The sequence below is a fragment of the Pandoraea horticolens genome (assembly GCF_902459555.1).
GTDB lineage: Bacteria > Pseudomonadota > Gammaproteobacteria > Burkholderiales > Burkholderiaceae > Pandoraea > Pandoraea horticolens.
This window is the reverse complement of sequence record NZ_CABPSM010000011.1, coordinates 102,782-128,997: the sequence shown is the minus strand read 5'-3', so window position 1 is coordinate 128,997 and position 26,216 is coordinate 102,782. Positions and strand designations below refer to the sequence as shown.

At 62.9% G+C, this 26,216-nt stretch carries 21 protein-coding genes; 6 read left to right on the top strand and 15 right to left on the bottom strand.

What is annotated here, in order from left to right; genetic code table 11:
- Positions 1-25 precede the first annotated feature (25 nt).
- Both fahA and hmgA read right to left on the bottom strand, forming a co-directional pair.
- The gene (fahA, locus tag PHO31112_RS18080; protein WP_150621742.1) at positions 26-1,300 is read right to left on the bottom strand and encodes a fumarylacetoacetase; all 1,275 of its coding nucleotides are present in this window, start codon (positions 1,298-1,300) and stop codon (positions 26-28) included.
- 101 nt (positions 1,301-1,401) lie between these two features.
- Complete coding sequence (gene hmgA, locus PHO31112_RS18075) at positions 1,402-2,721, bottom strand: homogentisate 1,2-dioxygenase (protein ID WP_150621741.1); 1,320 nt, start codon at positions 2,719-2,721, stop codon at positions 1,402-1,404.
- A 113-nt stretch (positions 2,722-2,834) separates the two neighbouring features.
- On the opposite strand from hmgA, the gene PHO31112_RS18070 reads away from it, so the two are divergent.
- A complete protein-coding gene (locus PHO31112_RS18070; RefSeq protein ID WP_150621740.1) occupies positions 2,835-3,740 on the top strand; it encodes a LysR family transcriptional regulator in 906 nt (301 codons plus the stop codon).
- 25 nt (positions 3,741-3,765) lie between these two features.
- Here PHO31112_RS18070 and PHO31112_RS18065 read toward each other — a convergent pair whose 3' ends face one another.
- The 4 genes from PHO31112_RS18065 to PHO31112_RS18050 form a co-directional block, all read right to left on the bottom strand.
- Positions 3,766-7,131, bottom strand: coding sequence for a hybrid sensor histidine kinase/response regulator (locus PHO31112_RS18065; RefSeq protein ID WP_174995774.1), 3,366 nt, complete (start codon positions 7,129-7,131; stop codon positions 3,766-3,768).
- Between the two features lie 44 nt (positions 7,132-7,175).
- The gene (locus PHO31112_RS18060; RefSeq protein ID WP_039365914.1) at positions 7,176-7,850 is read right to left on the bottom strand and encodes a response regulator; all 675 of its coding nucleotides are present in this window, start codon (positions 7,848-7,850) and stop codon (positions 7,176-7,178) included.
- 223 nt (positions 7,851-8,073) lie between these two features.
- Positions 8,074-8,595 (bottom strand): hypothetical protein, encoded by a 522-nt coding sequence (locus PHO31112_RS18055; protein WP_150621738.1) that lies wholly within the window; start codon positions 8,593-8,595, stop codon positions 8,074-8,076.
- A gap of 462 nt (positions 8,596-9,057) precedes the next feature.
- Positions 9,058-9,909 (bottom strand): sulfite exporter TauE/SafE family protein, encoded by an 852-nt coding sequence (locus PHO31112_RS18050; RefSeq protein ID WP_246178345.1) that lies wholly within the window; start codon positions 9,907-9,909, stop codon positions 9,058-9,060.
- Between the two features lie 204 nt (positions 9,910-10,113).
- On the opposite strand from PHO31112_RS18050, the gene PHO31112_RS27710 reads away from it, so the two are divergent.
- Positions 10,114-10,446 (top strand): hypothetical protein, encoded by a 333-nt coding sequence (locus PHO31112_RS27710; RefSeq protein WP_246178343.1) that lies wholly within the window; start codon positions 10,114-10,116, stop codon positions 10,444-10,446.
- A gap of 127 nt (positions 10,447-10,573) precedes the next feature.
- Here PHO31112_RS27710 and corA read toward each other — a convergent pair whose 3' ends face one another.
- The 4 genes from corA to PHO31112_RS18025 all read right to left on the bottom strand — a co-directional run bounded on the left by corA (position 10,574) and on the right by PHO31112_RS18025 (position 15,651).
- The gene (gene corA / locus PHO31112_RS18040) at positions 10,574-11,551 is read right to left on the bottom strand and encodes a magnesium/cobalt transporter CorA (protein ID WP_150621736.1); all 978 of its coding nucleotides are present in this window, start codon (positions 11,549-11,551) and stop codon (positions 10,574-10,576) included.
- A 75-nt stretch (positions 11,552-11,626) separates the two neighbouring features.
- Positions 11,627-14,332 carry a bifunctional acetate--CoA ligase family protein/GNAT family N-acetyltransferase gene (locus PHO31112_RS18035; RefSeq protein WP_150621735.1) on the bottom strand — a complete coding sequence of 902 codons (2,706 nt, stop codon included), beginning with the start codon at positions 14,330-14,332 and terminating at the stop codon, positions 11,627-11,629.
- A 143-nt stretch (positions 14,333-14,475) separates the two neighbouring features.
- Positions 14,476-14,961, bottom strand: coding sequence for a DNA starvation/stationary phase protection protein Dps (gene dps / locus PHO31112_RS18030; RefSeq protein ID WP_150621734.1), 486 nt, complete (start codon positions 14,959-14,961; stop codon positions 14,476-14,478).
- A gap of 117 nt (positions 14,962-15,078) precedes the next feature.
- The gene (locus tag PHO31112_RS18025; protein WP_150621733.1) at positions 15,079-15,651 is read right to left on the bottom strand and encodes an HdeD family acid-resistance protein; all 573 of its coding nucleotides are present in this window, start codon (positions 15,649-15,651) and stop codon (positions 15,079-15,081) included.
- A gap of 544 nt (positions 15,652-16,195) precedes the next feature.
- Here PHO31112_RS18025 and PHO31112_RS18020 point away from each other — a divergent pair.
- The 4 genes from PHO31112_RS18020 to PHO31112_RS18005 all read left to right on the top strand — a co-directional run bounded on the left by PHO31112_RS18020 (position 16,196) and on the right by PHO31112_RS18005 (position 21,061).
- Positions 16,196-16,723, top strand: coding sequence for a Csu type fimbrial protein (locus PHO31112_RS18020; RefSeq protein WP_246178342.1), 528 nt, complete (start codon positions 16,196-16,198; stop codon positions 16,721-16,723).
- A gap of 15 nt (positions 16,724-16,738) precedes the next feature.
- Complete coding sequence (locus PHO31112_RS18015; RefSeq protein WP_150621732.1) at positions 16,739-17,497, top strand: fimbrial biogenesis chaperone; 759 nt, start codon at positions 16,739-16,741, stop codon at positions 17,495-17,497.
- A 118-nt stretch (positions 17,498-17,615) separates the two neighbouring features.
- Positions 17,616-20,087 carry a fimbria/pilus outer membrane usher protein gene (locus PHO31112_RS18010; protein ID WP_174995773.1) on the top strand — a complete coding sequence of 824 codons (2,472 nt, stop codon included), beginning with the start codon at positions 17,616-17,618 and terminating at the stop codon, positions 20,085-20,087.
- Positions 20,084-21,061: a Csu type fimbrial protein gene (locus tag PHO31112_RS18005; RefSeq protein WP_150621730.1), complete on the top strand. Its 978-nt coding sequence runs from the start codon at positions 20,084-20,086 to the stop codon at positions 21,059-21,061. The genes PHO31112_RS18010 and PHO31112_RS18005 overlap by 4 nt, the downstream gene beginning before the upstream one ends.
- A 34-nt stretch (positions 21,062-21,095) precedes the next feature.
- On the opposite strand, the gene astA is transcribed toward PHO31112_RS18005, so the two are convergent.
- The 5 genes from astA to PHO31112_RS17980 form a co-directional block, all read right to left on the bottom strand.
- Positions 21,096-22,160: an arginine N-succinyltransferase gene (gene astA / locus PHO31112_RS18000; protein ID WP_174995779.1), complete on the bottom strand. Its 1,065-nt coding sequence runs from the start codon at positions 22,158-22,160 to the stop codon at positions 21,096-21,098.
- A gap of 197 nt (positions 22,161-22,357) precedes the next feature.
- Positions 22,358-23,599 (bottom strand): aspartate aminotransferase family protein, encoded by a 1,242-nt coding sequence (locus tag PHO31112_RS17995; protein WP_150621728.1) that lies wholly within the window; start codon positions 23,597-23,599, stop codon positions 22,358-22,360.
- 201 nt (positions 23,600-23,800) lie between these two features.
- On the bottom strand, positions 23,801-24,523 hold the full coding sequence (locus tag PHO31112_RS17990) for an amino acid ABC transporter ATP-binding protein (protein WP_150621727.1): 723 nt from the start codon (positions 24,521-24,523) through the stop codon (positions 23,801-23,803).
- Positions 24,507-25,259, bottom strand: a complete 753-nt coding sequence (locus PHO31112_RS17985; RefSeq protein ID WP_010808029.1) for an amino acid ABC transporter permease — start codon at positions 25,257-25,259, stop codon at positions 24,507-24,509. Before PHO31112_RS17985 ends, PHO31112_RS17990 begins: the two co-directional genes overlap by 17 nt.
- Positions 25,260-25,409: 150 nt before the next feature.
- Entirely contained in the window at positions 25,410-26,189 is a 780-nt protein-coding gene (locus PHO31112_RS17980; protein WP_217427043.1) for a basic amino acid ABC transporter substrate-binding protein, read from the bottom strand.
- Between the last annotated feature and the right edge of the window lie 27 nt (positions 26,190-26,216).

Here is a 26,216-nt window from a genome sequence, read left to right as displayed (position 1 = left end):
GCCGGGACACCGCGCCGACCGGCGCTTATCGAGCCTTCGCCGGCAGAATCTTGCCCGAGACTTCACCGAAGCCGACACGGTAGCCGTCACCTTGACACCAGCCCGCCATTACGACGGTGTCGCCATCGTCGATGAACGTGCGTTTCGCCCCGCTGGCGAGCGTGATCGGGTTCTTGCCGTTCCAGGTCAGTTCGAGCAGGCTGCCGAACGAATCCGGCGTCGGGCCGCTTATCGTGCCGGAGCCCATCAGGTCGCCAACGCGCACATTGCAGCCCGAGACTGTATGGTGCGCGAGCTGCTGGGCCATGCTCCAGTACATGTGGCGGAAATTGGTACGGCAGATGGACGTCGGCTGCGCGTCGCCATCGGCTTGCAGAAAGACTTCCAGTTGGATGTCGAAGGCGTGCTTGCCCTGCTGTTGCAGGTACGACAGCGGTTGCGGGTCTTGCTCCGGACCGGCAACGCGGAACGGCTCAAGGGCTTCCATCGTCACGATCCACGGCGAAATGGACGTGCCGAACGTCTTCGCGTTGAACGGACCGAGCGGCACGTATTCCCACTGCTGCAGATCGCGTGCCGACCAGTCGTTGAGCACCACCATCCCGAAGATGGCCGCTTCGGCGGCATCCACACTCAGGGACTCGCCCAGCGACGTATCGCGACCGACGATGAAGCCGGTTTCGAGTTCGAAGTCGAGCTTGCGGCAGCCGTCGAAAATCGGACGCGGCTGGTCGGGCAACTTGATCTGTCCGTTCGGACGATGAATCGGCGTGCCGCTCACAACCACCGAGCTGGCGCGGCCGTTATAGCCGATGGGGATTTCCAGCCAGTTCGGCAGCAGCGCGTTGGCCGGATCACGGAACATCGAGCCCACGTTGGTCGCGTGTTCTTTCGACGAATAGAAATCGGTGTAACCCGGCACCTGTACGGGCAAGTGCAGCGTGGCATCTGCCAGTGGCACGAGTGCTTGAGCACGCAGCGAAGCGTTATCGCGCAGCGCGCCGTCGCCATCCGCCGCGAGAAGCGATGTCAGTCGAGCACGCGTGACACGCCAGGCAACACTCCCCAGCGACACGAACGCGTTGATGGAAGGCTGAGCGAAGACGGCCGTATCGGCGGCCTTGAGCACACCGGCGGCTTCGAGCGCGGCCAGATCGAGCACCTGGTCGCCAATGGCGACGCCAACGCGCGGCGTCGATTTCGACGCGGTGCTGAACACGCCATATGGCAGGTTTTGCAACGGGAAGTCCGTCACACCGGTGTTGGCGGACGCGACCCAGCTTTGCGGGAGTGCAGACATGCGAAATTCCTTGTTCGAGGTAACGCGTCGGCCGGCCCTGTGCATCGGGTGCGCGGGGCCGGCCGTTTCGGAAATCAGTGAAGTCGTGGCGCGAAGGCCACTTATTTCTGGTTCGGATCGAAGTGCTTCTTCAGCCCTTGCCAGCAAGTGTAGTAGTTGTCCTGCAGTTGCTTGGTCTCCAGCGCGAAGCGCGTCGGACGAATGACCGCCGGTGTCTCGAACATGAAGGCCATCGTCGCGTCGACCTTATGCGGCTTGCTCGTGTCGGCCGCAGAGGCTTTCTCGAACGTGTCCGCATCGGGGCCGTGACCGGACATGCAGTTGTGCAGGCTCGCGCCGCCCGGCACGAAACCCTCGGCCTTGGCGTCGTACACGCCGTGAATGAGGCCCATGAACTCGCTGGCGATGTTGCGGTGGAACCAGGGCGGACGGAACGAGTTTTCCATCGCCAGCCAGCGCGGCGGGAAGATCACGAAGTCGATGTCGTCGACGCCCGGCGCGTTGCTCTGCGATTGCAACACCAGGAAGATCGACGGATCCGGGTGGTCATAGCTGATAGATCCGATGGTGTTGAAGCGGCGCAGATCGTACTTGTACGGCGCGTAGTTGCCGTGCCATGCCACGATATCGAGAGGCGAGTGACCGATATCGGCGCGCCACAACGCACCGGCGAATTTCGCCACCAGTTCGAAGTCGCCTTCGGCATCCTCATAGGCCGCAACCGGCGTGAGGAAGTCGCGCGGATTCGCAAGGCCGTTCGAGCCGATGGGGCCCAGATCCGGCAGACGGAACAACGCGCCATAGTTCTCGCACACGTAGCCACGCGCACGACCATCGAGCAGCGTGACACGGAAGCGCACGCCACGCGGCAGCACGACGATTTCATAAGGCTCCACGTCGAGCACGCCGAATTCCGTCGCGATGCGCAAACGCCCTTCCTGCGGCACGATCAGCAGTTCGCCATCGGCGTCGTAGAAGAAACGGCCTTCCATCGACTTATTGGCTGCGTACAGATGAATGCCGCAACCATGCGCGGCGTCCGGGCTGCCATTGCCGGCCATCGTGACCATCCCGTCGACGAAATCGGTTGGCACATCCGGCATCGGCAGCGGGTCCCAGCGCATCTGGTTCGGCGGCGTGGGCACGTCGTCGAAACGGCTCAGCCAACGCGACTGCTCGACGGCGGTAAACGGCTTGTGCATGGCGGCGGGACGAATGCGATACACCCACGAGCGGCGGTTATGCCCGCGCGGTGCCGTGAACGCCGTACCCGAGAGTTGTTCCGCATAGAGGCCGTACGGCGCACGTTGCGGCGAATTCTGCCCGATAGGCAGCGCGCCGGGCAACGCCTCAGTCGCGAACTCGTTGGCAAAACCGGACAGATAGCCCAGTTCCCCCTGAATCTGATCTGCTTGGCGCATGAATGGCCTCGTCTCCTGATTTCGAATGGAATCATTGTCCGACAAGCGACCACATTTTGCGATATAAATAGATAAATCCACTATATTCACAATACGAATAATACCGCCGCCTCATGATTTCCTTACGCGACGTCGATTTGAACTTGCTGGTCGTCTTTCATGCTGTGCTCACGCATCGGAGCATTTCTCAGGCGGCGCGGGAGTTGGGTTTGTCCCAACCTGCCGTGAGTAACGGATTGGCTCGCCTGCGGCAAACATTCGAAGACGAACTATTCACGCGCACCGGCACGGGAATGCAACCTACGCCCTTTGCCGAGGCGCTTGCAGAGCCGGTGTCTGCGGCCCTTGCCGGCATTTCCCGGGCAATCAATCACCGTGAGGCGTTCGATCCTGCAAGCAGCCAGCGCGAATTCACGTTGGCCATGACGGATGTCGGGGAAGTGTACTTCATGCCCGTGCTCGTCGATCTTTGTACGCGGCTGGCCCCTGGTGTACGTGTCAATACGGTGCGTGCGACGCTGCCCGACCTGAAGGAGGCGATGGCTGCGGGACGCATTGACCTTGCGGTGGGGGCTTTCGACGATCTCACCGGGCCATTCTTTCAGCGCCGGCTATTCAGTCAGCAATACGTGAGCATGTTCCGCATCGGACATGCGCTCGACACGCCCCATGCCGGACTGGTGGAGTTTCAGGCGGCGCGCCACCTGTTTGTTGCCACCGGTGACAACCCGTATGCACGCGTCAATCAACTGCTGGCGCAGGCGGGCTTCGGCGCTGACGCGAATTTCTGGGTTCCTCACTTCATCGCCGTGCCGTATATCGTGAGTGCCAATGATCTGGTGGTCACCGTGCCGCAGAAGTTTGCCGAACGCGCGGCCGCGCCGTTCGGGCTGCGGTTCGTCACCCCACCGCTTCGCCTTCCCGCGCTGCAAACGAACGTGTTCTGGCACCGGCGCTACCACCAGGACGCCGGGAATCAATGGCTGCGCCAGTTGATATCGGAACACTTCGTCGAGTAGCGAGGGGTAGCGCCGGCCCCCACGATCAGGCGTCGCTAACGATGGCTTGCCCTTGGGAACGCAACCAGTCATTCCACGCAGCATCGAGGGCGTCGAACGCGGCTTCCATCTGTCCTGCAGATGCCTGGGGCGCCAGATGCTCCACCTGTGCCGCGAGCGATGCCAGCGAACTCAGGCCGAACGCCATGAAACCGCCTCGCAATCGATGCGCCGAGTGACGCAACGTCTCGCGTGACTGTTCAGCAAGCGCCGCCCGGCAATTCGCGATGTCCTGGTCTGCAATCTTGACGAACGTGTCGAACATCTCTGGAAGCGGCAAACGCCAGTCCTTCGTCGACGCCGTTTCGGGCGATGCCTTGGGCGCGCCTTCAATCAGCCGGGATGACGCAGGTAGCGGCGCGATTTCGATGCAAAGCGACGGATATCGAGTCCGGACCAGTTCAATGACACGCAACAACGAACGAGCATCGACAGGCTTGTAGACGACGGCGTCGAACGGGGAGTTCGCCTCGCGGTCGTGACGCAACGTGACATCGGCCGTCGCCGCCACCACCGGCACGTGTGGCGCATGTGCCTTGATTTCCGTCGCCAACGCATGCCCGGAGAGATGCGGCATGTTGGCGTCGGTGATCACCAGCATGTGCGATTCCGCGTCGAACGCCTCCAGCGCCTCACGCGGATCGTGATAACAATCGACCATCGCCCCGAGCCCTTCCAACTGGCGCGACAGCAACATGCCGCTGATCGGATGATCATCCGCCACGAGCACGTACCAACCCGCAAGCGGTTTGACGCGCGCACGCGCACTCGTCGTGGCCGGCAGTTCGCTCTCGCCATGCCCCGGCGACGGCACCGTGCCAAGGGCGTCCCAAAGCTCCGCCTGCTGGAACAATGCAATGTCGCGGGGCCAGGCGAAAGCGCTACCGGCCAAGCGATCGACAGGGGTCGCACGCAGCAGATAAACCTCTGCCCCCGCCATGCCGCGTACCGGCCACTCGTCAGCGAACATGAGCAGACCTGCATCCTGCACGCGGCCGCTACCAGAGGACCATGTCACGGCGTCGTCATACCTGACCGGCTCGTAGCCGGCCCGGCGAATCAGCGCGTCGAGATACCAGTGACGGCGAACAAGCACGCTGACATAGGCGAACGTCTCTCCCGTCAGGGGAGCCAACGTCGACTCGCTTTTCGGTGTCCAGGGCAGATGAAGCGAGAAGCGCATCGTGGTGCCCGCCCCTTCCTGACTCTCGACCTGCAATACCCCGCCGAGCATACCGACAAACTGATGCGAAATCGCCAGCCCCAGCCCGGTGCCATGCTGCATGCCTGTCTCATTGGTGCTCTTGCCGAATGGCCGGAACAAGTCGGCCAGATCGGCCGCCGCAATCCCCACACCGCTATCGCTCACCGTAAAGACCACGTCGCAGCCCTGCGTGTCGACGTGCGTGACCATCGCACTGAAGGCAACGTGGCCTTTCTCCGTGAATTTGATGGCGTTGCCGACGAGATTCGTCACGACTTGCCCCAGCCGCAGGGCGTCGGTGTGCACTGGACGAGCGAGTTGAGGATCGATCATCCAGTCGAGCGTGAGTCCCTGCAATCGCGCACGCCCCGTGAACGACAGGCCAACCGCTTCAAGCTCCTTGAGGAGCGAGCAATCGCGGGAATTCAGCTCGAAACGGCCAACCTGAATTCGCGAGTAGTCGAGCAGATCGTTGATGAGATCGAGCAGATTACGCGTCGAGCTTTCCATCACATCAACGTAATAGCGATGTTCGTCGCCCAGATTCTGGGCGCTCAACAGCTCGATCGAGGCCAGCGTGCCATACAGCGGTGTACGCATTTCGTGGCTTACCGTCGTCAGGAAGACGTCCTTGGCGCGGTTGGCACTCTCGGCAGCAAGACGCGCCTTGCGTTGCTCAAGCTCAAAGCGGCGTTGCTCGGTGACGTCCGACAGCGTGCAGATCAGCACCGGCTGCTCGCGAAAGACCGTATCAACGAGGCTCACCGCATAGTGACGCTCGCCGGCGTCATCGAGCGCACTCAGCAAGCGCCGTACCGGACGCACAACCACACCGCTGTGCAGTTGCCGGTACATACGCGCCAACTCGCCGTCGCCCAATTGCCGCAGCAGATCGACAGTGCCGGCGTACGCCGGATTGCTCATGACCACGGCCGGCTCGAACGGATCGATGATCGCCATGCCGACGGGGGCCGTCTCGATCAGTGTTTGCGTGAAGGCATCCCGCTCGAGAAGTGCCGTCGTACGTCGACTTGCAGGTTCGATAATGCGCTGACGCATGTAGCGCATTCCCGCGAAGATCCCGGCCGCATAGAGAAACAGCAGCAACGTGGCACCGATAAATAACGATGCGCTTTGCTGCAGCAGGTCTATCGGCCGTACAGCATAGCGCACATACCATGGCGACGAAGCGAGATGGCGCTCGAAAACCACGCGCTCACCGTCGTAGCGCAAAACCATTTGCGCATCGCCAAACATCGGCAATGTGACAAGGGTACGCAGATGTCCCAAGGGTGAGAGCGGTGCCCCGGCGCTCGCCACGGCGAACCCGTCGGGCGACACCAGTTGGAGCGCTTCGCCCGTGTGCTCTAACGTTCGCAGACGAGGGGGAATGATCCTGTCGGGCGCCATACTGGTGCCGACATAGAGCATGAGATGCCCATCGAGATCGCGGATCGGTACGAAGCTCGAAACGACCGTCGAGTGCGTGATGGAATTTTCGTAGTTGTAGGTCCAGAACGGACCGTCGTTGCCGGCATGCACGCGCGCCGCGTAACGCTCGACCTTGTTGATCTCGGAGAGCATCGTCTGCGCGTCCCGCGCGAGACCGTCAGCGCTGACGGCCGGCATGTCGGTGGCCGTCCGATACGCGGCAAAAGCGCCGTCCGCAGAGAGGATGAAGGTTTCATCCTGGCCGCCGAGCGCGCTCCAGAAATTGGCGTCGAGATTCATGAGCCGGAGCGAGAGTCGTGCCAATACCTCCGCACGCTCGGGCGGGATATTTGCCAATTTGACGATCTGGAATTCGTCGTCCCATCCTGCGCCGGAAACGCGCTTTGCGGTGCCGACAGGCATCGCGAGCAGCGGCGTCAGAATTCGATCGGTAAGCGATTGTGTCACGCCTCCGGGGCGAACCGAACTCGCCAGCGTGGCTTGCGCCATGATGCTGGCCTGCTCGTTGAAAATCTCGACATCGCGAACCTCATGGCCAACGGTCGAAAAAAAGGCCGCCGTCTTCTGGGCACCTTGCCAGACCATGCCGAACAACCCATAGGAAACTGCCGCAGCCCAGACAGACAAGCCGAAAAGCAATGCCAACAGGCCGCCGCTACGGAGCAGGCGGCCGGCAATCGCGATGTCACGCGTCATCGTTCTGTCGGTCATAGGCTCCAGCGTCCGGTATCGAGACGAACTCAGACAGCACTCGGCGCTTCGACTTCGCCGTCGCGCGAAAACTGTACGGGGCTCGATACGTGGAGCTTGAACAACTCCATGTCCGTGCGGCAACCGAGCTTACTCATCGCCATCCGCTTCTGGTTGTTGATGGTCTTGGCGGAACGCTTGAGTGCGTCGGCAATCTGCGACACGTTCAGGCCATCCAGATACATACGCAGCACTTCCATTTCCTTGGGCGACAGCGGACGGCGCGCGGTCGGTTTGCGGCGCATCTGCTCTTCGAGAATCTGCTCGGCTCGCCCGCCGCGATAGCTCATGCCGCGTCGGCAACGCTCCACGCACACGGTGATTTCGCGCAGGTCGTCGGACTTCGTCATCACCCCCAGCACGCCGCAACTGTCGAGCGCGTGGATGATGGCCGGCTGTTCGATCGACGTGAACACGATGATCTTTACGTCTGGGTATTTGCGGCGCACGCGGTTGATCATGACCAGGCCATCACCGAAGGTCCCGCCGGGCATACAGTAGTCGGTAATCAGCACATCGACCGAATTGGTCTCCAATGCCTTGAAGAGTTCCGTCGAGTTGGTAACGGGGGGCAGCACATGAAAGCCGGGGTCCGGCGAGAGCATTTCACGCAGCGTGGAGGCGATAATCGGGTGATCATCCGCGATAAGAATTTTTACCATCATTTTGCAGAATCCTTTTAAAAGAAGTCAGCCGTGGGCGCGCGCGATCCTTCGCCGTGTCTACGCGTCATGGCTTCCCAAAAGAGGAATGTGCGTCGAGTCGACACACGCATTGGTCACGAAAGCGTGACCTCGTTTGTTACTGTGCGACCTTTGCGGGACCTGACAGTCCGACGCATCGCCGTCTCCGCCACGCGCTCCGGGGTCGATCCACCGGCACTGATCGTTACCCGGCGGCCTCAGCCGCTCTTGGATGGTCTACCGTCGTCCACGCGGAGCACGTCTTATGTCCCGTGAGTCGCGAGGTTCCCTCGCCGATGACCGGTTTGACGCAATAACGAATACGCACACCGCGCAACCCTGCCGACGGCATCATTTCGCGGGCTCGTCCGACAACACGAATGCGTGTCGGCCCGGACGCCGCCTCCCAAAGATGCACCGTACCGGTCTCAGGCCAATCCGCCATCCATCGATACGTCCCACTGACTACGCGGCCGACTTGCGGCGTGCCGCTCATCGCGACCGCCGCCGCCACCGGCCGCATTCGCACTTCGACTTCACGCGGCGGCGTCACCGTTTGTACAGCCTCGGCGAGCGACGCGCCGGTACTTTCCGACTCGTTCGCCGCACCCGATACAGTCGCCGCCGACGCCTTGTACTCGCTACACCCCGTGAGCAAGACGATAGCAACAACACCGCTCAGGTTTGCCAGCGTGACGCCGGCGCGCCGCCCCGTGACTTGCCTCACGCTCAGGCAACGGCATAAGAAAGACGGAAGAGAGTCAACGTGTGTCGTGGTCATCAATGCAAAGTCACTCGCCTCGCTGCGTGACACATCGACGTCACGCGTCGTTTTGCGACCAGCAGAAATATAGGATAAATCTACAAAATCCAGCCGTTTTGGATCTGCTTATAGGAAATATCCTAGATCAAATTAGGCGGATTACCTGGTGCACCTCACATGACACCCGCAAGATGCGGCGGTTTTATGCGGAAACAACCCGAATCACGTACCGCCCACGCATATGCCACGTTTAAATGGACAGACGAATGACCAAAAGATTCATTCAATACGCCGCGCGCGTGTCAACCGCCATCAGTACACGAAAAGGCGCGTAAATTCACGGGATACAGAGCGTCACTCGGATGACGTGGAGATTCTGGAGAACGTCGTAAGTGCCCCGGGATGGCCCCGGCACTACTGAAGACTTCAGGCGCCAAAGGCTTTTGCAAACATGCCAAGCGCGACGGCAGCCATGAGCATTGAGAAAAGCCGCTGCAGTTTCGATGCAGCGAGACGCGGTGCGAGAGCACGTCCGAGCAGCATGCCGACGATGGCACCTGCCACGAACATCCATCCCTGGGTACCTGGGTGCATGCCGTTCCACCATGCGTTGACAACGGTTCCCGCAGAAATCAGTGCAATGACGAAAAGCGATGTCGCCACGACGCCGTGCACCGTGATATCGGTGAAGCGCCGCAACGCGGGGACGATCACAAATCCGCCGCCCACCCCCAGCAGCCCGGACGCGAACCCCGACACCGCACCGATCGTGCCAAGCGTGCCCGCGACTCGCCGCGTCCAATGCAACCTCCCCGTTGCGGGGTTCAGACGACACGGCGGCAACGGCGGGCAGTTGGCCGACTCCCCGTTGCCAGCCACCTTGCCTGCACTCGCACCGCCACCGCGCGACGCACGATACATACGTGCGGCAACGATGAGCATGGCGACAGCGAAGAGCCCCACGAGCCAACGCTCGGGCAAGCGGTGCTCCATCCATGCGCCGAGCGGTGCAACACATACGCCGATTCCGGCCATCAGCGCCGCAGCACGGTAGCGCACGAGTCCGGCACGCAAGCCCTGAGCACTGCCAACGGCAGCGCTTACACCCACAGCGAGCAAGGCGACCGGCCCAGCCTGCGGCACCCCCCATCCAAGGCCGAAGACAAGTGCGGGCACAGCGAAAATCCCGCCGCCCGCACCAGTCAATCCCAATACGAGACCGACCGCAGCGCCCAGCAAGGCGGCCATCGGCGAAGCACTCGAGAGTTCGGGGAACATGGGCGGAAATCCGGCAGAAAGTGACCCGTCATCCAAATCACTATTAGTCATATGCTTATGACGCTGGATTATATAGAAATTACAAACATCCGAGAAGCCCCGCCCGGCGGGGCCGTCGGGCGCAAAGGCGTGTGTTAGGCGGCGAGATGGGCAATGATGCCAACACCATCGTGTCGGATTGCCGGGCAAAAATGGGCGACACTAATGAAATTATCGGAAGATGAAAAGAATCAGCGACTTTTCGCCGGTTTCGCGCCCGGAACACCCGGCGTGCTGCCGGGCAGACCAGACCCCGCGATCTTCGAGCACGAACACCGCTTCAAGCACATCGCGCAGGGCGGCCCGATGACGGGCTCGCTCGCGAGCGTTGGCAAATCTCGGATCGTCGAGCAAATCGACGCGATGCACCAGCGCACAGATGGCCCGCCAATGGGCCTGCCCGTCCAGACCCATGCCGAAGTGTTACGCCGCAAGCAAACTGCGCCGGCTCTCCCGGCGTGCCCGAGCTATCGTTGGCGATGTCGTCGACCAGAATGACACCGCGCCCATATCAGCCAGCAACAAGCCTTCGAGCGGTGCCCCTCAGGACATGCGCCCGACATATAAACTGCCGGGCTTCAGCGCGACGAAACGTCGTTCAGCAGAACTTGCATCGCGTGGCACGTCATAACCAGCCGGCCTTGCGGAATTTCAGGAACAGCACCGAGTCGATGAGGATCATCACCGCAACGCACACTGGGTAGCCATATTGAAATTTCAGCTCGGGGATATCGGCAAAGTTCATGCCGTAGATCCCCGCGATCATCGTTGGCACGGCGAAGAGTGCGGCGAATGACCCGAGCCGCTTGGTCGTCTCGTTCTCCGAGAGCGAGATCATCCCCAGATTGACCGACAGCGCGGTCGTGACCATTTCGCGCAGTAAATCGATGTTCTTCGTAATGCGCTGAAGGTGGTCGAACACATCGCGGAAGTACTCCTGCATGCCGCCGCATAGCTTGGGGGCCATGGCACCGAACAGCTTGCTCACGGCCTCCATCAGCGGCACGCAAGCGTGCTGAAGTGTGATGAGCCGGCGCTTGAGCTGATAGAGATCCTCGATGATCGCCCGGCCCTTCGAAGGTTCGTTCGGCTTGAAGATTTGCGCTTCGATCGCTTCGAGTTGTGCTTCGAGGTCGTCGAGCACAGGGAAGTAGCTGTCGACGATGGCGTCCATGAGCGCATAGAGTACGAAGATCGAGCCCTGACGCAACAGCAACGGCTCTCTCTCCGCACGCGCACGCACGATGCCAAGCCCCTGCGTGGCGTTCGAGCGCACCGACAGCACGTAATTGTGTCCCGCGAAAATCGCCACTTCGCCGGTCGAGAAATCGCCTTCGGCGTCTTTGTTCAGCACATGCAACACGGCGAAAAGCGAGTCGCCGTACTGCTCGATTTTCGGACGCTGGTGACCGTGCTGCGCATCTTCGACGGCGAGATCGTGCAAGCCGAATTCATGCTGCATCTGCGCGAGTTCGCCTGGACCGGGGTCCTTGAGCGCCACCCAGACGAAGCAACGGGGGCGTTCGAGATAATCCGAGATTTCATCGGGGTTCAGGTCGGCAATCTTGCGGCCATCCTCATAGGCCACACAATTCACTAGCATTCGTCTTCCTGTTCGAGGCGGCCGCCCTGCCCCCGGCGCGAGCACAAGGGCGCGAGACGTGCCGGCCAAGCACCGTCACCCCCTGCGCGCCTCCTGCGCCTGCGCCGTCTGTTGCAGCGGCAGCCGGATATGAAGAACGCCCGCCTCCATTTCCTTGTCTTCGACAAATCCGAGATGACGAGCGAGTGTCAGCATACGCGCATTTGCCGTGAGCACATAGCCGATGAGTTCCCCAGTTCCGCGCTTGCGACTGTAGTCGATGATGTGTTCCATGAGCGCTCGCCCGAGGCCACGCCCCTGCGCCGCCGGGCTGACCGTCACCGAAAATTCAGCCAGCGTGTTGTCGGGATCTGCCAGCGCCTGCACCACGCCGAGCAGGCGCGTATTGCCCGCTTCGTCCTTTTCCGTGGCGACGAACGTCATCGCACGGTCGTAGTCGATCTGCGTGACGCGCGCCATCTGCGAATGCGACAGGTCCTTGATCAGACCGAAATAGCGAAACTGCACGTCCTGCGGCGTGAGCGTGTGGAAGAACACGTTGTACGCGAGTTCGTCCTCCGGCCGGATCGGACGCACACGTACCGGCTTGCCGCCTGCATCGACCGTGCTTTCGAGTTCCTGCGGATACGGGCGGATCGCCAGACGTCCATGCCCCGGCAATGCGGGTGCGCGCGCCACGATGCGGGCGTCGAGCGCGAGTACCCCTTGGGCGTCGGCGAACAATGGATTGATGTCCAGCTCGGCGATCTCGGGCACGTCGCACACCAGTTGCGAGAGTTTGACGAGCGTGAGGTAAATCGCCTCGTGATCGGCCGCCGGCCGGTTGCGATAGCCCGCGAGCAACTTCGACACGCGCGCACGCGCCACCATATCGCGCGCAAGGTTCAGGTTCAGCGGCGGCAGACCGATGGTGCGATCGGCGATGACTTCGACGGCCGTCCCGCCCTGACCGAACAACAGTATCGGGCCGAACACGCTATCGGTCGCCACACCCACGATCAACTCGAACGCTTCGGCCCCATTGGCCATGCGCTGCACCGAATAACCGGTCACGCGCGCATCCGGCCTCGCTGCCAGTGCGCGTTTGTGAATCTGGCACGCCGCCTCACGCGCCTGCTCGGCCGTTTCAATATTGAGTACCACGCCGCCGACGTCCGACTTATGCGTGATGTCCGGTGAAATCAGTTTGACGGCGACCGGAAAGCCTATGCCTTGCGCCAACTCCCCCGCCTGCTCGGGCGTTTGCGCGACGAGCGTCTCCACCACCGGAATGCCATATGCCGCCAGCACGCCCTTTGCCTCGGGCTCGGAGAGCAACGCCCGCCCCTCGCGCATCGCACTGTCGATGATGGTGCGCACACGCACCACGTCAGGCGCAAAACCCGGCGGAATCGACGGCGGCGTTTCCATCAGCAGCGACTGGTTGCGTCGATAGTTGACGGCCTCGAGGAACGCCCGTGCGGCGTTCTCCGGCGTGTCGTATGTCGGCAGCCCGGCTTCCCGGCAAATGCGGCGTGCGCGCTCGGCCGTCTCGCCGCCCAGCCAGCAGGTGAATACGTTCTTCGACGGTTTGGGCAGCGCTGCAAGGGCGTTCGCCACGTCCAGACTCGGCATGACCGCCGTGGGGGCCTGAATGAACAGCACGGCCGCCGTCTCGGGGTCTTCGCACAGCGCCGCCAGCGTGGCCGTGTAACGTTCGAGATCCGCATCGCCACCGATGTCCACCGGGTTGACGCGGCCGAGCGTCTTGGGCAACGCGGCATCGAGGGCGTCGCGCGTGTGGTCGCTCAGATGGGCGAGCTTGCCGCCATCGAGCACGAGTGCGTCGGTCGCCATCACCCCGGCACCGCCGCCGTTGGTCATGATCGACAGCTTGTCGCCGAAGAAAGGGCGCAGCCGGGCGAGCGTCTCGACTGCGGCAAACAACTCATCTGTCGTATCCACGCGCAACATGCCGGCACGACGAATGGCCGCGTCGTAGACGTCGTCCGAACCGGCCAGCGCCCCCGTGTGCGAGGCCGCCGCCTGCGCCCCCTCAGGCACACGCCCCGACTTGATGACGACCACGGGCTTGTTGCGCGCCGCCGAGCGTGCGGCGGACATGAATTTACGCGCATCGCGAATCGATTCCATGTACATCAGGATGGCGTCCGTGCCGGGATCGCTCGCCAGATAGTCGAGCATGTCGCCGAAGTCCACGTCCGCACTGTCGCCCAGCGAGACGAAATGCGAGAAGCCGATTTCGCGGGCATCGGCCCAGTCGAGCACGGCCGTGGTGAGTGCGCCCGATTGCGATACGAACGCGAGCTTGCCCGCGCGCGCACCCATGTGCGCGAAGCTGGCGTTCAATCCGATACAGGGACTCAGCAGTCCGATGCAATTCGGGCCGAGAATACGAAGCACGTGCGGCTTGGCATTCTTGAGCATGCGCTCCTGCAACGTCACACCTTGACGATCGCGCTCACGCGCGAGCCCGGAGGTCAGCACCACCACGGCGCGCGTGCCACGCTCGCCGAGTTCGCTGATGAGATCGGGCACCGTCGCCGGTGGCGTGCAGATCACGGCAAGATCGGGGGCTTGGGGTAGCGAGGCGATGTCGCGGTAGCAGCGGAGATTCGCGAGCGTCGAGTACTTCGGATTGACCGGATAAATATCCCCCTTGAAGCCCCCGTCGATGACGTTTTGCAGCACAGTCGTACCCACGCGTCGCTCGCGATTGGACGCGCCGATCACGGCGACCGATTTCGGCAGGAACATCTGGCTCAGATTACGGGTGGTCATAGCGACTCCGGCAGGGGCGAGAGGAAGGCGTGCAAACGCGCGCACCGGACATGGCAGGCGCGCGCGTTCATTGTCGCCAGGCGGGCAATCGTACTAGCGGCAAGGCGAGCGGGCACCCGGACGGGCACCCGCAGACATCTCGATCATTCGCCTCGCAGATGGGCTTCGACCTTCCAAAGATAGAGGTCGACGCCGCGCGAGATTTCCGTGAAGAGATCCGACGTGGTCGGGTCCTCGGCCTTGGCCGACGCGTCGATCAGGTCGCGAATGATTTCGCCGTACGCCGCGAGTGCCGAGGCGAGTGCGGCGACGTGATCGAGACCGCGTTTGAACTCGTTCTCGTAGGGGGCCAACTCGGTCTTCTTGGCCACGGTCTGCACGCGACCGTCGGCCACACCGCCCAGCGCCACGAGACGTTCTGCACAAAGATCGGCCCACTCGATAGCCGCCTCGTAGACCTCGTCGAACAACAGGTGCAGCGCGATGAAGCTCGGTCCATGGACGTTCCAGTGCGCCTGCTTGGCCTGACGCTGAACGTCGATGCCGTTGACCAATCCGCGATTGAGCAGGTTGACCGATTCGATGCGGATCTTCTCACCGAGGGTGTTACGCGTATGGTTTAGAGCCATTTGATACTCCTGACGTCTGGCAACCTGCAGGCTGCCGGGGAAAAGCCGTCGGCACCGGGCGTGACATACGCCCGCGCGGACGAAGGAAAACGAGCAAGACTCGGCACCGCAGCCAGACTACGACCGCAGATGTCCCGAGGGTGCCTGCGACGCGCCGTGCGTGACGCCCCGCAACTTGAAACCCGCCATCACAAGCAAGACGCCCCAGATGATGGCCCACGACCCAATGGCCCAGATGAGCGCGAGCGCACCCGCGCCCGGTTGCCACATGATGAAGATGGCAAACAGGATGCTGAACACACCGGAGAGAATGACCCACAGTTCGCCCTCGACCTCGCGACGCAACGCGATGCCGGCGGCCACCTGCAACACGCCGGTAACAAAACTCCAGGCCACGATATAGATAAGCAATGCAACGGCGGTCAACGCCGGGTTGAGATAAGTGAGGACACCGATGACGATGCCCGCAATGCCCTGCAACAGCGGGAGCCACCAATCGGCATGCTCCTTGCGCGCACTCCATGCGCCGCCGAGCGAGAAAATACCGTCGACGAATGAAAACGCGCCGAAACACAGCACCAGCACCGCAATCGTCACGCCGGGCAGCGCAAACGCCGCGATGCCGAAAATCACGGCCAGCACGCCGCGCAACACCAGCAACCACCAGTATTTCGACAGAAGTCTGAGCATGGCATCCCTCTCGTGAAATATCCGCAGGTAGCGAACACGCGCAACGACCGTCCTATCACACGAATGGCATGACTGGCGCCCGGTGCGCTTCTGGAAGTCATTCTAGAGACTGCATTGTTGCGAGATCAAGTGAAATATGTGCGATTGCTTGTGCCATCGACACTCACTTTGATTGACATCACACTGCTTCGCGTTTCTCCTCCCGTTCTCATCGAAATCTGCGCCAGGTTGACCGTCCGGTACCGCACCACTCGGTCGCATGCGACGTGCGATGTCCGGCATTCCCTCTGCCAATTCACGCCATCGTGCGCACTGCGTGATCACGAAGCATGCGCTTTGCGCGTATGTCAGCGACACCCGATGTGCGGCAGCCCGGCAAATCAATAGGAAGATTCCGAAAGCCATGCACCCTCGGGCATTTCGGGCAAACGCCTTCATAAACTACGTAAGAAGCGTCTTCAAATGGCGCGAGCATCGCCGTCATTTACGTAGTTCTCGCGTCGTATCACCGTAACCTCAAGTAGGACTCCAAAGGAGAACGACAATGAACCGATCGCTGCGCTTTCTGGCCTTTTCGTGGATTGTCTACGGACTCAGTCAAGCTGCACCGGGGCACGCCGCCGTCTATTCGAATGGGTCGGCAACGGCGCAAATGCGGGTGCAGTTGACGATCCTTCCCGGCTGCACGATTGCCACCACGCCCATGACGTTCAATGCAGTTCAGGGATCGGCGACTGGCCCGGTGGCGAGCACGTCGTCGCTCACGGTGATCTGCACGGCGTCGACGGGCTACAACATCGGCCTGAACGCCGGCACGGTACCCAGCTCGACGGAGACGAATCGCCTGCTCGCCGGCACACTCACGGGCAATACCGCCACGATTCCGTTCGACCTCTTTCAGGACTCCGGCTACGGCACGCCGTGGGGCAACACGCAGGGCACGAACACCCTGAACGACTCGGGCACGGGGACGTTGAAGACGTATACCGTCTACGGACAGGCCACGCTGTCGGCCACAATGCCCGCGCCGGACGTCTATTCGTCGACGGTCACGGCGACCGTGTACTTCTAAAACGCGGGATCGAACATGAACCCTTCGAGACCTGTCGTGCGCCGTCCCACGGCCTACGCCTGCGGCGGCGCATTCGTCGCCCTGCTCGCCTTCTACGCGACCGACGGTAACGGTGCAACGCTGCAAGTCTCGCCGGTCATCGTCAATATCCTGCCCACGCAGCCTGCCACCACGCTCACACTGGGCAACTCCGGCGGTCTGCCGATTCACGGCCAGTTGCGCCTGTATGCGTGGACGCAACGCAATGGCGATAATGTCCTGACGCCGACCGAGGCGCTGATTGCCAGCCCGCCGATCGTGCGCATCGAGCCTGGTGAGCGGCAGATCGTCCGGCTCGTGCATGTGGCGCAAAAGCCCGAACACCACGAGCGGAGCTACCGGTTACTGGTTGACGAACTACCGTCAGCCGACGCTGCCGTTACCGATGGCGTCTCGATCCGCCTGCGATATTCGCTGCCGGTCTTCGTGCAAGCCCGCGATGCGCAGGCGCCCTCGTTGCATTTCGACGTGCGCGTGGCACAGGGCGAAGTGGAGGTGCGCAACGACGGCGAGCGGCACGCGCAGATCGGCGCAACGCGTGTGCTGGATGCCTCCGGACGTAGCGTCGAATTGGCCCGAGGCTTGCTTGGCTATGTCCTCGCCGGGCAAACGCGGCGCTTCCCCCTGCGCTGGCCCGCTGGCACCCGGCCCATTGCCCCTTTTACGGTGGAGTCGCGCATCGACGCGGTACCGATGCGCTTTGCCGCCAGCCCGGCGTCGGATGGCGAGCGCTAGCCGTGTTCGCGTACGCCGCGCCCCCAACGTCGCCTCCGCCCGCCGCGCCCGCCCCTCTGCCCTGCCCCGGTGGACAAAGGCCGCGTCGGGCGCCGTGGCCACGGCGATCGCGACCACGATGACATTCGCCATCACGTCGCTGGGCAAGACAGGCGACGTGCACGCAGCGTCTCCCGCCGTGACCGCGGGCGAGGGCCGCTCTCCGGCGCAAGACGTCGCAGGCACGACACGGTTCGACGACACCATGCGCTCGGCCGCAGCCACGGTCATGCCGCCGCGCACCGGCGGCGTCTTCCGGCTCGACGGGCGCTACGTCCTTGAAGTGATCGTGAACGGCGAGTCGACGGACCAACTGGTGCCCGTCGATCGCAGACAGGGTCGATGGTTCGTGCGCGCAGGCGATCTGCGTGCGCTCGGGTTGATCCGCGGCCGCCTGCCGAAGGCCGACGGCACGGAAGTCGCCCTCGATGCGCTCGACGGCATCGACGCAACCTACGACGCCGCGCATCAGACGCTCTCGCTGCAAGTGAGCGATGCGTGGCTCACACCGTATCGACTCGGCAGTCCGCCTCCCGTCATCTTGAGCGCGACGTCCGGCACAGGCGTGCTCATCAACTACGACGGCTACGTGCAGCGCGACCGGTTCACGCGGGCGTCTGTCTGGAGCGAAGTCCGGGGCTTCTGGCCGGGGGGCACGGTGCGCCAGACGGGCCTCGTCGAGCAGGCTCCGTGGCGGCGCGGATACCGTCGCTACGACACCTGGTGGCAACACGACGATCCGGCCCGTCTGACAAGCTGGACGGCAGGCGACCTGATCACCGGCTCCCTCTCCTGGACGCGCTCCCTGCGCATCGCCGGTCTGCAATGGCGGCGCAATTTCAGCCTGCGCCCCGATCTCGTCACGTTTCCCATTCCCGCGCTGCATGGCAGCGCCGTGGTCCCGTCATCGGTGGATCTGTATCTCGACGGCGTGCGACGCATGGGTGGCCGCGTGCCGCCGGGGCCATTCGTGATTCAGGAGACGCCGGGGCTCACCGGCGACTTGCAGGCGAGCGTCGTGACACGCGATGCGCTCGGGCGCGAGCAGGTCACCACGGTTCCGCTCTACATCGACCCTCGGCTGCTTGCCCCCGGACTGTCGAGTTTCTCTGTGGAAGCCGGCTTTCCGCGCGACGATTACGGCGTGCGCTCGTTCTCCTATCGCCGTTACCCCGTCGCGTCGATTGCCGCACGCTACGGCGCGACCGATACCTTGACAGTGGAAGTGCAGGCGCAGGCCGGACGGCGGCTTGCCCTGGGCGGTGCGGGTGTCCTGATAGCGCTCGGCCGCGCAGGTGTCGTCAGCGCGTCGGCTGCCGTGTCGGGTGGCCGAGGCACGGGCAGTCAGTGGAGCGCCGGCTATCAATACCTGTCACGACGCCTCGGCATCGACGCCCAGATCATTCGGACGGCAGGACGTTACCGGGATATCGCATCGCTCGACGGCGTCCCTGCCCCTCATGCCAGCGATCGTGTGAGCGTTTCCGTGCCGTTCGCACGCAGCAGCACCGCCTCGCTCGCCTGGTTCGCCCAACGCACGCCTCGCCAGCCGGCGACCCGCGTATTGTCGGCGAGTCTGTCATTGCCTGCGGGCACACGCGGCATGCTCTCTATCGGCGGCTTTCGCGATTTCGCCCGCCGCCGCGCTCATGGCGTATTTGCCATGCTCAGTGTCTTGCTTGGCGGCGGCACGCTGGGGAACACATCGTTCAATCAGCAGGACGGGCAGACACAAGCGTGGGTGGGCGCCACCCGTACCCCGGACTACGGCGGCGGCTGGGGCTGGCAAGTTCTCGGGGGGCATGCCTTCTCGCAGCGCACCGTGCAAGGCGAATTGCAGTATCTCGGGCGCCACGGCCAGATCTCGGCGCTCGCTCAACAAGTGGGACACCAGACAGGCGCCTCGCTCGGCATGACCGGTGCAGTCGTCGTCATGGACAACAGCGTGCATGCCGTGCGGCGCACTTACGATGCCTTCGCCCTGGTGAGCGCCGATGGTCAGGCCGACGTACCGGTACTCCGCGAATCGGTGCCCATCGGCCTCACGGATTCGCGCGGCTACTTCCTTGTGCCGGATCTGAATGGTTTCGAAACAACGCGGATCGACATCGACCCCATGCACCTGCCGGCCGATCTGGAAGTCGCTACGACCGAGCGGCGCGTCGCGCCCCAAGCCGGCAGCGGCATACTCGTGCACTTCCCCATGCGACGCTACCAAGCGGCGCTGGTCACGCTCGTGGATACGGCAGGCCGGCCGTTGCGCCCGGGTACTTCCGTGCGGCATGTGCAAAGCGGTGTCGTGACTGTGGTTGGCTACGACGGCGAAGTCTTTATCGACGCCCTCGAACCGCGCAATACCCTCGAATCTCGCGACGCACACCAGCGGTGCCGGGTTTCGTTCGACTGGGCCGCGCCACCCGAGGGCCGGATTGGCCGCGTGGGGCCGCTGGAGTGCATGGCTTTCGGCACGCTCGCCGACGAGCGTCCCGCGCAGACCTCGCTGGATGAGCCCTCGTCACCCGCGCCTTCGGCACAGGAGGATCACTCATGACATGGGCGACGTGGATTTTGCAGATCTCGCAGCGCGGCGCAGCGGCCACCGGCCTCGCGCTCTTGAGCGCAAGTGCGCAAGCGCAGACCTGTACGCTCGGCACGCCAACGCTCGCGTTCGCGGCGTTCAGTCCGATCTCCGGCGCCGCCATTTCGGCAACCGGCACCGTCCCCGTCTCATGCACGTGGCCCGTGCTCGGCGGCGATCCCAACGTCAAGCTCTGTCTCGCGCTCAATGTGAGTCAGCCGCTCACGCTCACCAACGCGGGCAACGCCATCAATTTCGGACTTTTCACCGACCCAACGTTCTCGAGTCCCTGGGGGAGCGCCACCGGCGGCGTCATCTCCCTGACCATGGTTCGCCCGCTCCTCGGCGGCACGTTGACGCAGAACGTCAATGTCTACGGAAGGATTGCAGCGGCGCAGACGACCGTGCCGACGTCCGGCAGCAGCAACACTGTCTATACGCACGCTTTCGCACCGGGGGACACGAGTCTGCAATATGCGTCGTACGCCGCGCTATCGCCTGCCCCCGCCTGCGGCAGTGCCATGACTGCGGTACCGGGCACGCCGTTCAACGCGAACGTGACGGTCATCAACAATTGCACCATCGCCGCCGCCAACATCACCTTCGCAACGCAATCGGCGCTGACCAGCCCCGTCACCGGCACCGGCCAGCTCACGGTGCAATGCACGAACAACGACGCGTATCGCGTCAGCCTGTCTGGCGGGCTGTTGGGCACTGTCACATCACGCAGCATGACCGGCCCGACGGGCAGCAGTGTCAGCTACCAGCTCTACCTGGACAGCGGCTACGCCACCATCTGGGGGGATGGCACCTCGGGCACGTCGCAACTGACCGGCGTGGGCAACGGGCTCGTGCAGTTCATCCCGATTTACGCGCGCGTGCCGTCGCAATCGACACCGGCTGCCGGCGTCTACACAGACACCGTGACGGCGACGCTTCAGTTCTGACGATGCGGCAAGCGTTGGGGGATACCGGAGAGGCTCACACCGCTTCGGCACGCGGCGGCTTGAGCGGCAGCACCTGGACGCGATCGCCCTGCTTGACGCCAAGCGCTTGCGCCGCGAGCGGGCTGAGGGTGAACGCGCGCCGCTCGGGACGCCCTGTGACCAACGTGGCGCGGAACCCATCCAGGGCGAGGCGGGCGACAAGATACGGCTCGGCGTTCAGTACCGCCGGCGCGGGGCTGCTTTCCTCGCCGGGGTTCGGCGCGATGTTCGCGCTGAGATACCGGCTGTCGCGGGCAGCGCGCAAGTCGGCGACACGGGCTTCGAGCACGGGGCCGCTATCGAAAATGTCGACGTGGGCGCCCGAACGCATGCCCTCCTGCTCAAGCAAACGCCGCGCCGGAAGCGTGTCTCGGTGCGTCACGCCGATAGCGGCTTGCGCCTGCGCAGAAAGAAAGTCGACGTAGATCGGATACTTCGGCATCAGTTCGGCGACGAACGACTTCTTGCCGATGGACGTGAGGTAGTCCGCCTGATCGAAATCGATCTTGAAGAAACGCTGGCCCAGCGACTGCCAGAACGGACTCTGCCCCTCGTCGTCGAAATAGCCGCGCAACTCGGCGCATACGTGCGGGCCAAAGCGCTCGGGAAACTGCGCCATGAACAGGAAACGCGCCTTCGACAGCAACGCGCCGTTGCCGGACCCGCGCCAGGACGGATCGAGCAACAACGAGCAGAGTTCGCTATGGCCGGTGAGGTCGTTCGAGAGCGATAGCGTCAACATCCGCGACCAGACATTCAGCTCGCGGCTCGCATGCACGATCGTGTCCTTGCGATACGTATAAAACGGTTGCTCCAGCCCGACTGCGGCTTCCAGTCCGCACACCCCCACGATCTCGCCGGTCTGCACGTCTTCCATCACGAACAGATAGCCCTGCTCGCCCGTGGGCGCGTGCCCTTGCACCGTAGCGGCAACGCGGGCCAGACGTGCTTCGAGCGCGGCCTGATCGGGTTTGAACGACGTCATGCCCGGCCCGGCCAGTGCGGCCAGCTTCAGCAAGGCGGGGAGATCGCCGGGCTGCGCCAGACGAACCACGCGCAACGACGTCGCCGCGCCGTCGTCCGGCGAGTCCGGCGATGCCGCCGGGGTCGGAGCGTGGGGGGCAGTCGCCATTTTCGATTGACGGGTCATGGGCACATCCGGCGAAGTAGGTGAAACAAGGGCCGGAGCGACGTCATCCGCCGGTCCGGCCCGAGGTTCTGCGCGCTACGGCTCAGTTCGAGGTGAATGAGGTGCCGTCAGGCCGCCTTCGCCGTCGCGGCGACCGTTGCCACCGCCGTTTCCAGCGACGCGAGGCCGGCGTCGATGTCGGCGAACGGGATGTTCAGCGACGGTGCGAAACGCACCACATCCCCCCCGGCCACCAGCAGCATCAGGCCGTTCTTCTCGGCTTCCACCACGATATCCTTCGCGCGGCCCGCGTAGGTCTGCTTGAGCACCGCACCGATCAGCAGCCCCATGCCACGCACTTGCTCGAACACGCCATGACGCGCGTTGATGGCCTCGATGCCCTTGATGAAATGGTCGTGACGCGCCTTCACGCCGTTCAGCGTCTCGACCGTGTTGATCAGTTCGAGCACGCGCCCGGCGATGGCCGTGGCAAGCGGGTTGCCGCCGTACGTGCAGCCATGCGTGCCCGGCGAGAAGCTCGCCGCGATCTTGCTCGTGGTGAGCATGCCGCCAATCGGATAGCCGTTGCCCAGCGCCTTGGCGGTGGTCAGAATGTCCGGCGTCACGCCATATTGCTCGTATGCGTACAGCGTGCCGGTACGGCCGACGCCCGTTTGCACTTCGTCGAAAATCAGCAGCGCGCCGTGCTCGTCGCACAGGGCACGCAGCCCCCTCAGGAATGCGGGATCGGCCGGCAGCACACCGCCCTCACCTTGCACCGGCTCGACGATGACGGCGGCCGTCGCGTCGGAAATCGTCGCTTCTACGGTTTCCAGATCGTTGTACGGCAAATGCATGATGCCGGCGGGAATCGGGCCGAAACCTTCGGTGTACTTTGCCTGACCGCCCACGCTGACCGTGAAGAGCGAACGGCCATGGAACGAGTTGTAGAACGAGATGATCTCGCTCTTTTCCTTGCCGCCACGCGCGGCAGCGTGATCGTAGGCATAGCGGCGCGCCAGCTTGAGCGCGGCTTCGTTGGCTTCGAGGCCTGAATTGCAGAAGAACGCCTTATCGGCAAACGTCGCCTCGGTGAGTGCCTTGGCCAGACGCAGCACGGGCTCGTTGGTGTAACCGTTGCCGATATGCCAGACCTTGCGCGCCTGCTCTTCGATGACCTTCACCAATTCCGGATTGGCATGGCCGAGCGCGTTGACCGCGATCCCGCCGGTGAAATCGACATACTCACGACCCTGCTGGTCCCACATGCGCGAGCCTTCGCCGCGCACGGGCACCATCTGGGCAGGAGCGTAATTGGGCACCATCACGTCGTCGAACGTCTGGCGGGTCACAGCGATTGGCTGGCTCATGACTACCTCGTGAAATCTTCGATTGCGGGGCAGGCCCGGACAAAGGTCACTGCCCTGTGAAAAAACCTGGCTGGGGGCTCAGGGTGCCTGCGACGCGCCACCTGCGAACAGGCTTCAGAACGGCACTCGGCGCGCATACCCCCGCATTGTAATCAGATGCGACGCGCGGATATACCTCGGCGCGCGTCGCAATCGTGAGAATTACAGGACTTTGCGCAAGAATTCGCGCGTACGCTCGTGCTTCGGGGCCGAGAAGATCTGTTCCGGCGTGCCTTCTTCCATGATTACGCCCTGATCGATGAAGAAAACACGGTCGGAGACTTCGCTCGCAAAACTCATCTCGTGGGTCACCACCACCATCGTCATGCCTTCATTGGCAAGCGACTTCATGACTTCGAGCACTTCCCCCACGAGTTCCGGGTCGAGTGCCGAGGTCGGCTCGTCGAAGAGCATGACCTTGGGCTGCATGGCGAGCGCACGCGCGATGGCCACACGCTGTTGCTGACCGCCGGAGAGCTGGTTCGGGAACGCGTCGATCTTGTCGATCAGGCCCACCTTGCGCAGCAGTTGCTCGGCAATGGTCACGGCCTCGGCGCGCTTGATGCCGTTCACCTGCATCGGCGCGAGAATCAGGTTCTCGAGCACCGACATATGGGGGAACAGATTGAAGCGCTGAAACACCATGCCTACGCTGGCGCGCATGGCATTCATGTTCGTCTTCGGATCTTCCACATGAAAGCCGTTGACGAGCACTTCGCCGCCGCTCACGTCTTCCAGACCGTTCAGGCAGCGCAGGAACGTGCTCTTGCCCGACCCCGACGGCCCGATCACACAAACGACTTCGCTTTCGTCGATGCGGCATGAAATGCCGCGCAGCACGTGCGCCTCGCCGTACTGCTTCTGCAGGTTATTGACGACGATCACCTTTGCCGTACCTCACTTCCAGATGTTGAACAAATGCCGACAGCACCAGCGTGATCACCCAGTAGATGAGCGAAATCGTCAGATACGGCTCCCAGTAACGGGCGTACGCACCGGACACGGTACGCGCCGCGTAGGCCAGCTCCGCCAGACCAATGGCCGATGCCAGCGACGAGTCCTTCACAATTGCGATGGCGTTGTTGCCCAGCGGCGGCAGCATGCGGCGAAAGGCTTGCGGCAGCACGACGCGGCGCAATGTCTGCATGTAGGTCATCCCCAGCGAGCGGGCAGCCTCGGCCTGGCCGCGATCGATCGACTGAATGCCTGCGCGGAAAATTTCGGAAACGTATGCCCCGGCATTCAGCGAAATGGCCAGCACCGCCGACATGAACGCGCCATATTGCGAACGGATTTCACGCGCCAAGTCGCCACTCACGAGCACTCCGCCCGACGGATTGATCAGCAGCGGCATGAGTGCAAAGTGGATCAGCAGGATCTGCACGAACAGCGGCGTGCCCCGGAAGAAGCTGACGTAGAAGCGAACCGGATATTGCACCGCGTACCGCAGGAAATACTTGTAGAAGCCGTGGCGCGCTTCGGCCAGACGGCCGACGCCAAGCACGAGCCCAAGTAACGTGCCGGCGATCACACAGATCACCGTGCACTTGAGCGTCATCAGCGTGCCCTCGACGAACAGGGGCATATATTCGCTGATGATGTTCCACTGGAACCCACCCATGAAGCACCTTTCTCACAAAATGAAACGAACCGGCGGTCCGGCGGAAAAACGCTCGCGGCCCGGGGGTTGACGTCGATAGCCGACGATCAGCTCACGGGCCGCGAGTGGCCAGATGTCTGGCGCGCGTGGCGCGAATCTTACACGCGCTGCTTATTGTTGCGGCAGCGCCGGCACGTCGGCGTCGAACCACTGCTTGTAGATCTTGGCGTAGGTGCCATCAGCCACGATCTTCTTCAGACCGGTATTGATCTTGTCGAGCGCCACCTTGTTGCCCTTTTTCACGGCAATGCCGAAGTACTGGCGCTTGAACTTGCTGTCGTAGACCAGCTTGAACGGCTTTTCCGGGTGGCTCTTGATATAGAACTTGATCACGCCGACGTCGCCTACTGCGGCGTCCACACCGCCGCGGTACAGCTCTTCGAGCATCAGCGGGGTGTTGTCGAAGCGGCGGATCGCCGTGCTAGCCTTGCCCAGCTCGTCCGAGACGGCAATATCGCCCGTGCTCGAGTTGACCACGCCCACTTGCAGCTTCTTCAGATCGGCCAGGCCGGTGACCTTGGCGTTCGGCGAGGTGATGATGACCTGGTCGGCCGGGAAGTATGGAGCCGAGAAGTCGACCATTTCACGACGCTTGTCGGTAATGGTGATGCCGGAAACGATGATGTCGCGATCGCCCTGATCCAGCGTGGCGAAGATGCCTTCCCACGGCGTGCTGACCAGCTTCACGTTGAATCCGCCTGCCTTGCCGATCGCCTTGATGATGTCGATGTCGAAGCCGACCAGTTCCTTTTGCGGCGTTTCGAACTCGAACGGGCGATACGTGCCGCCGGCACCCACGGTGTACGTGGGATCGGCGGCCTGCGCTGCCGGCACCGCGGCGAATGTCGTCAAAAAACAGGCGGCAGCCAGCACGAGGCGCTTCGTCAACATGTTGATTTCCTTGGCGAGAATTCTTGA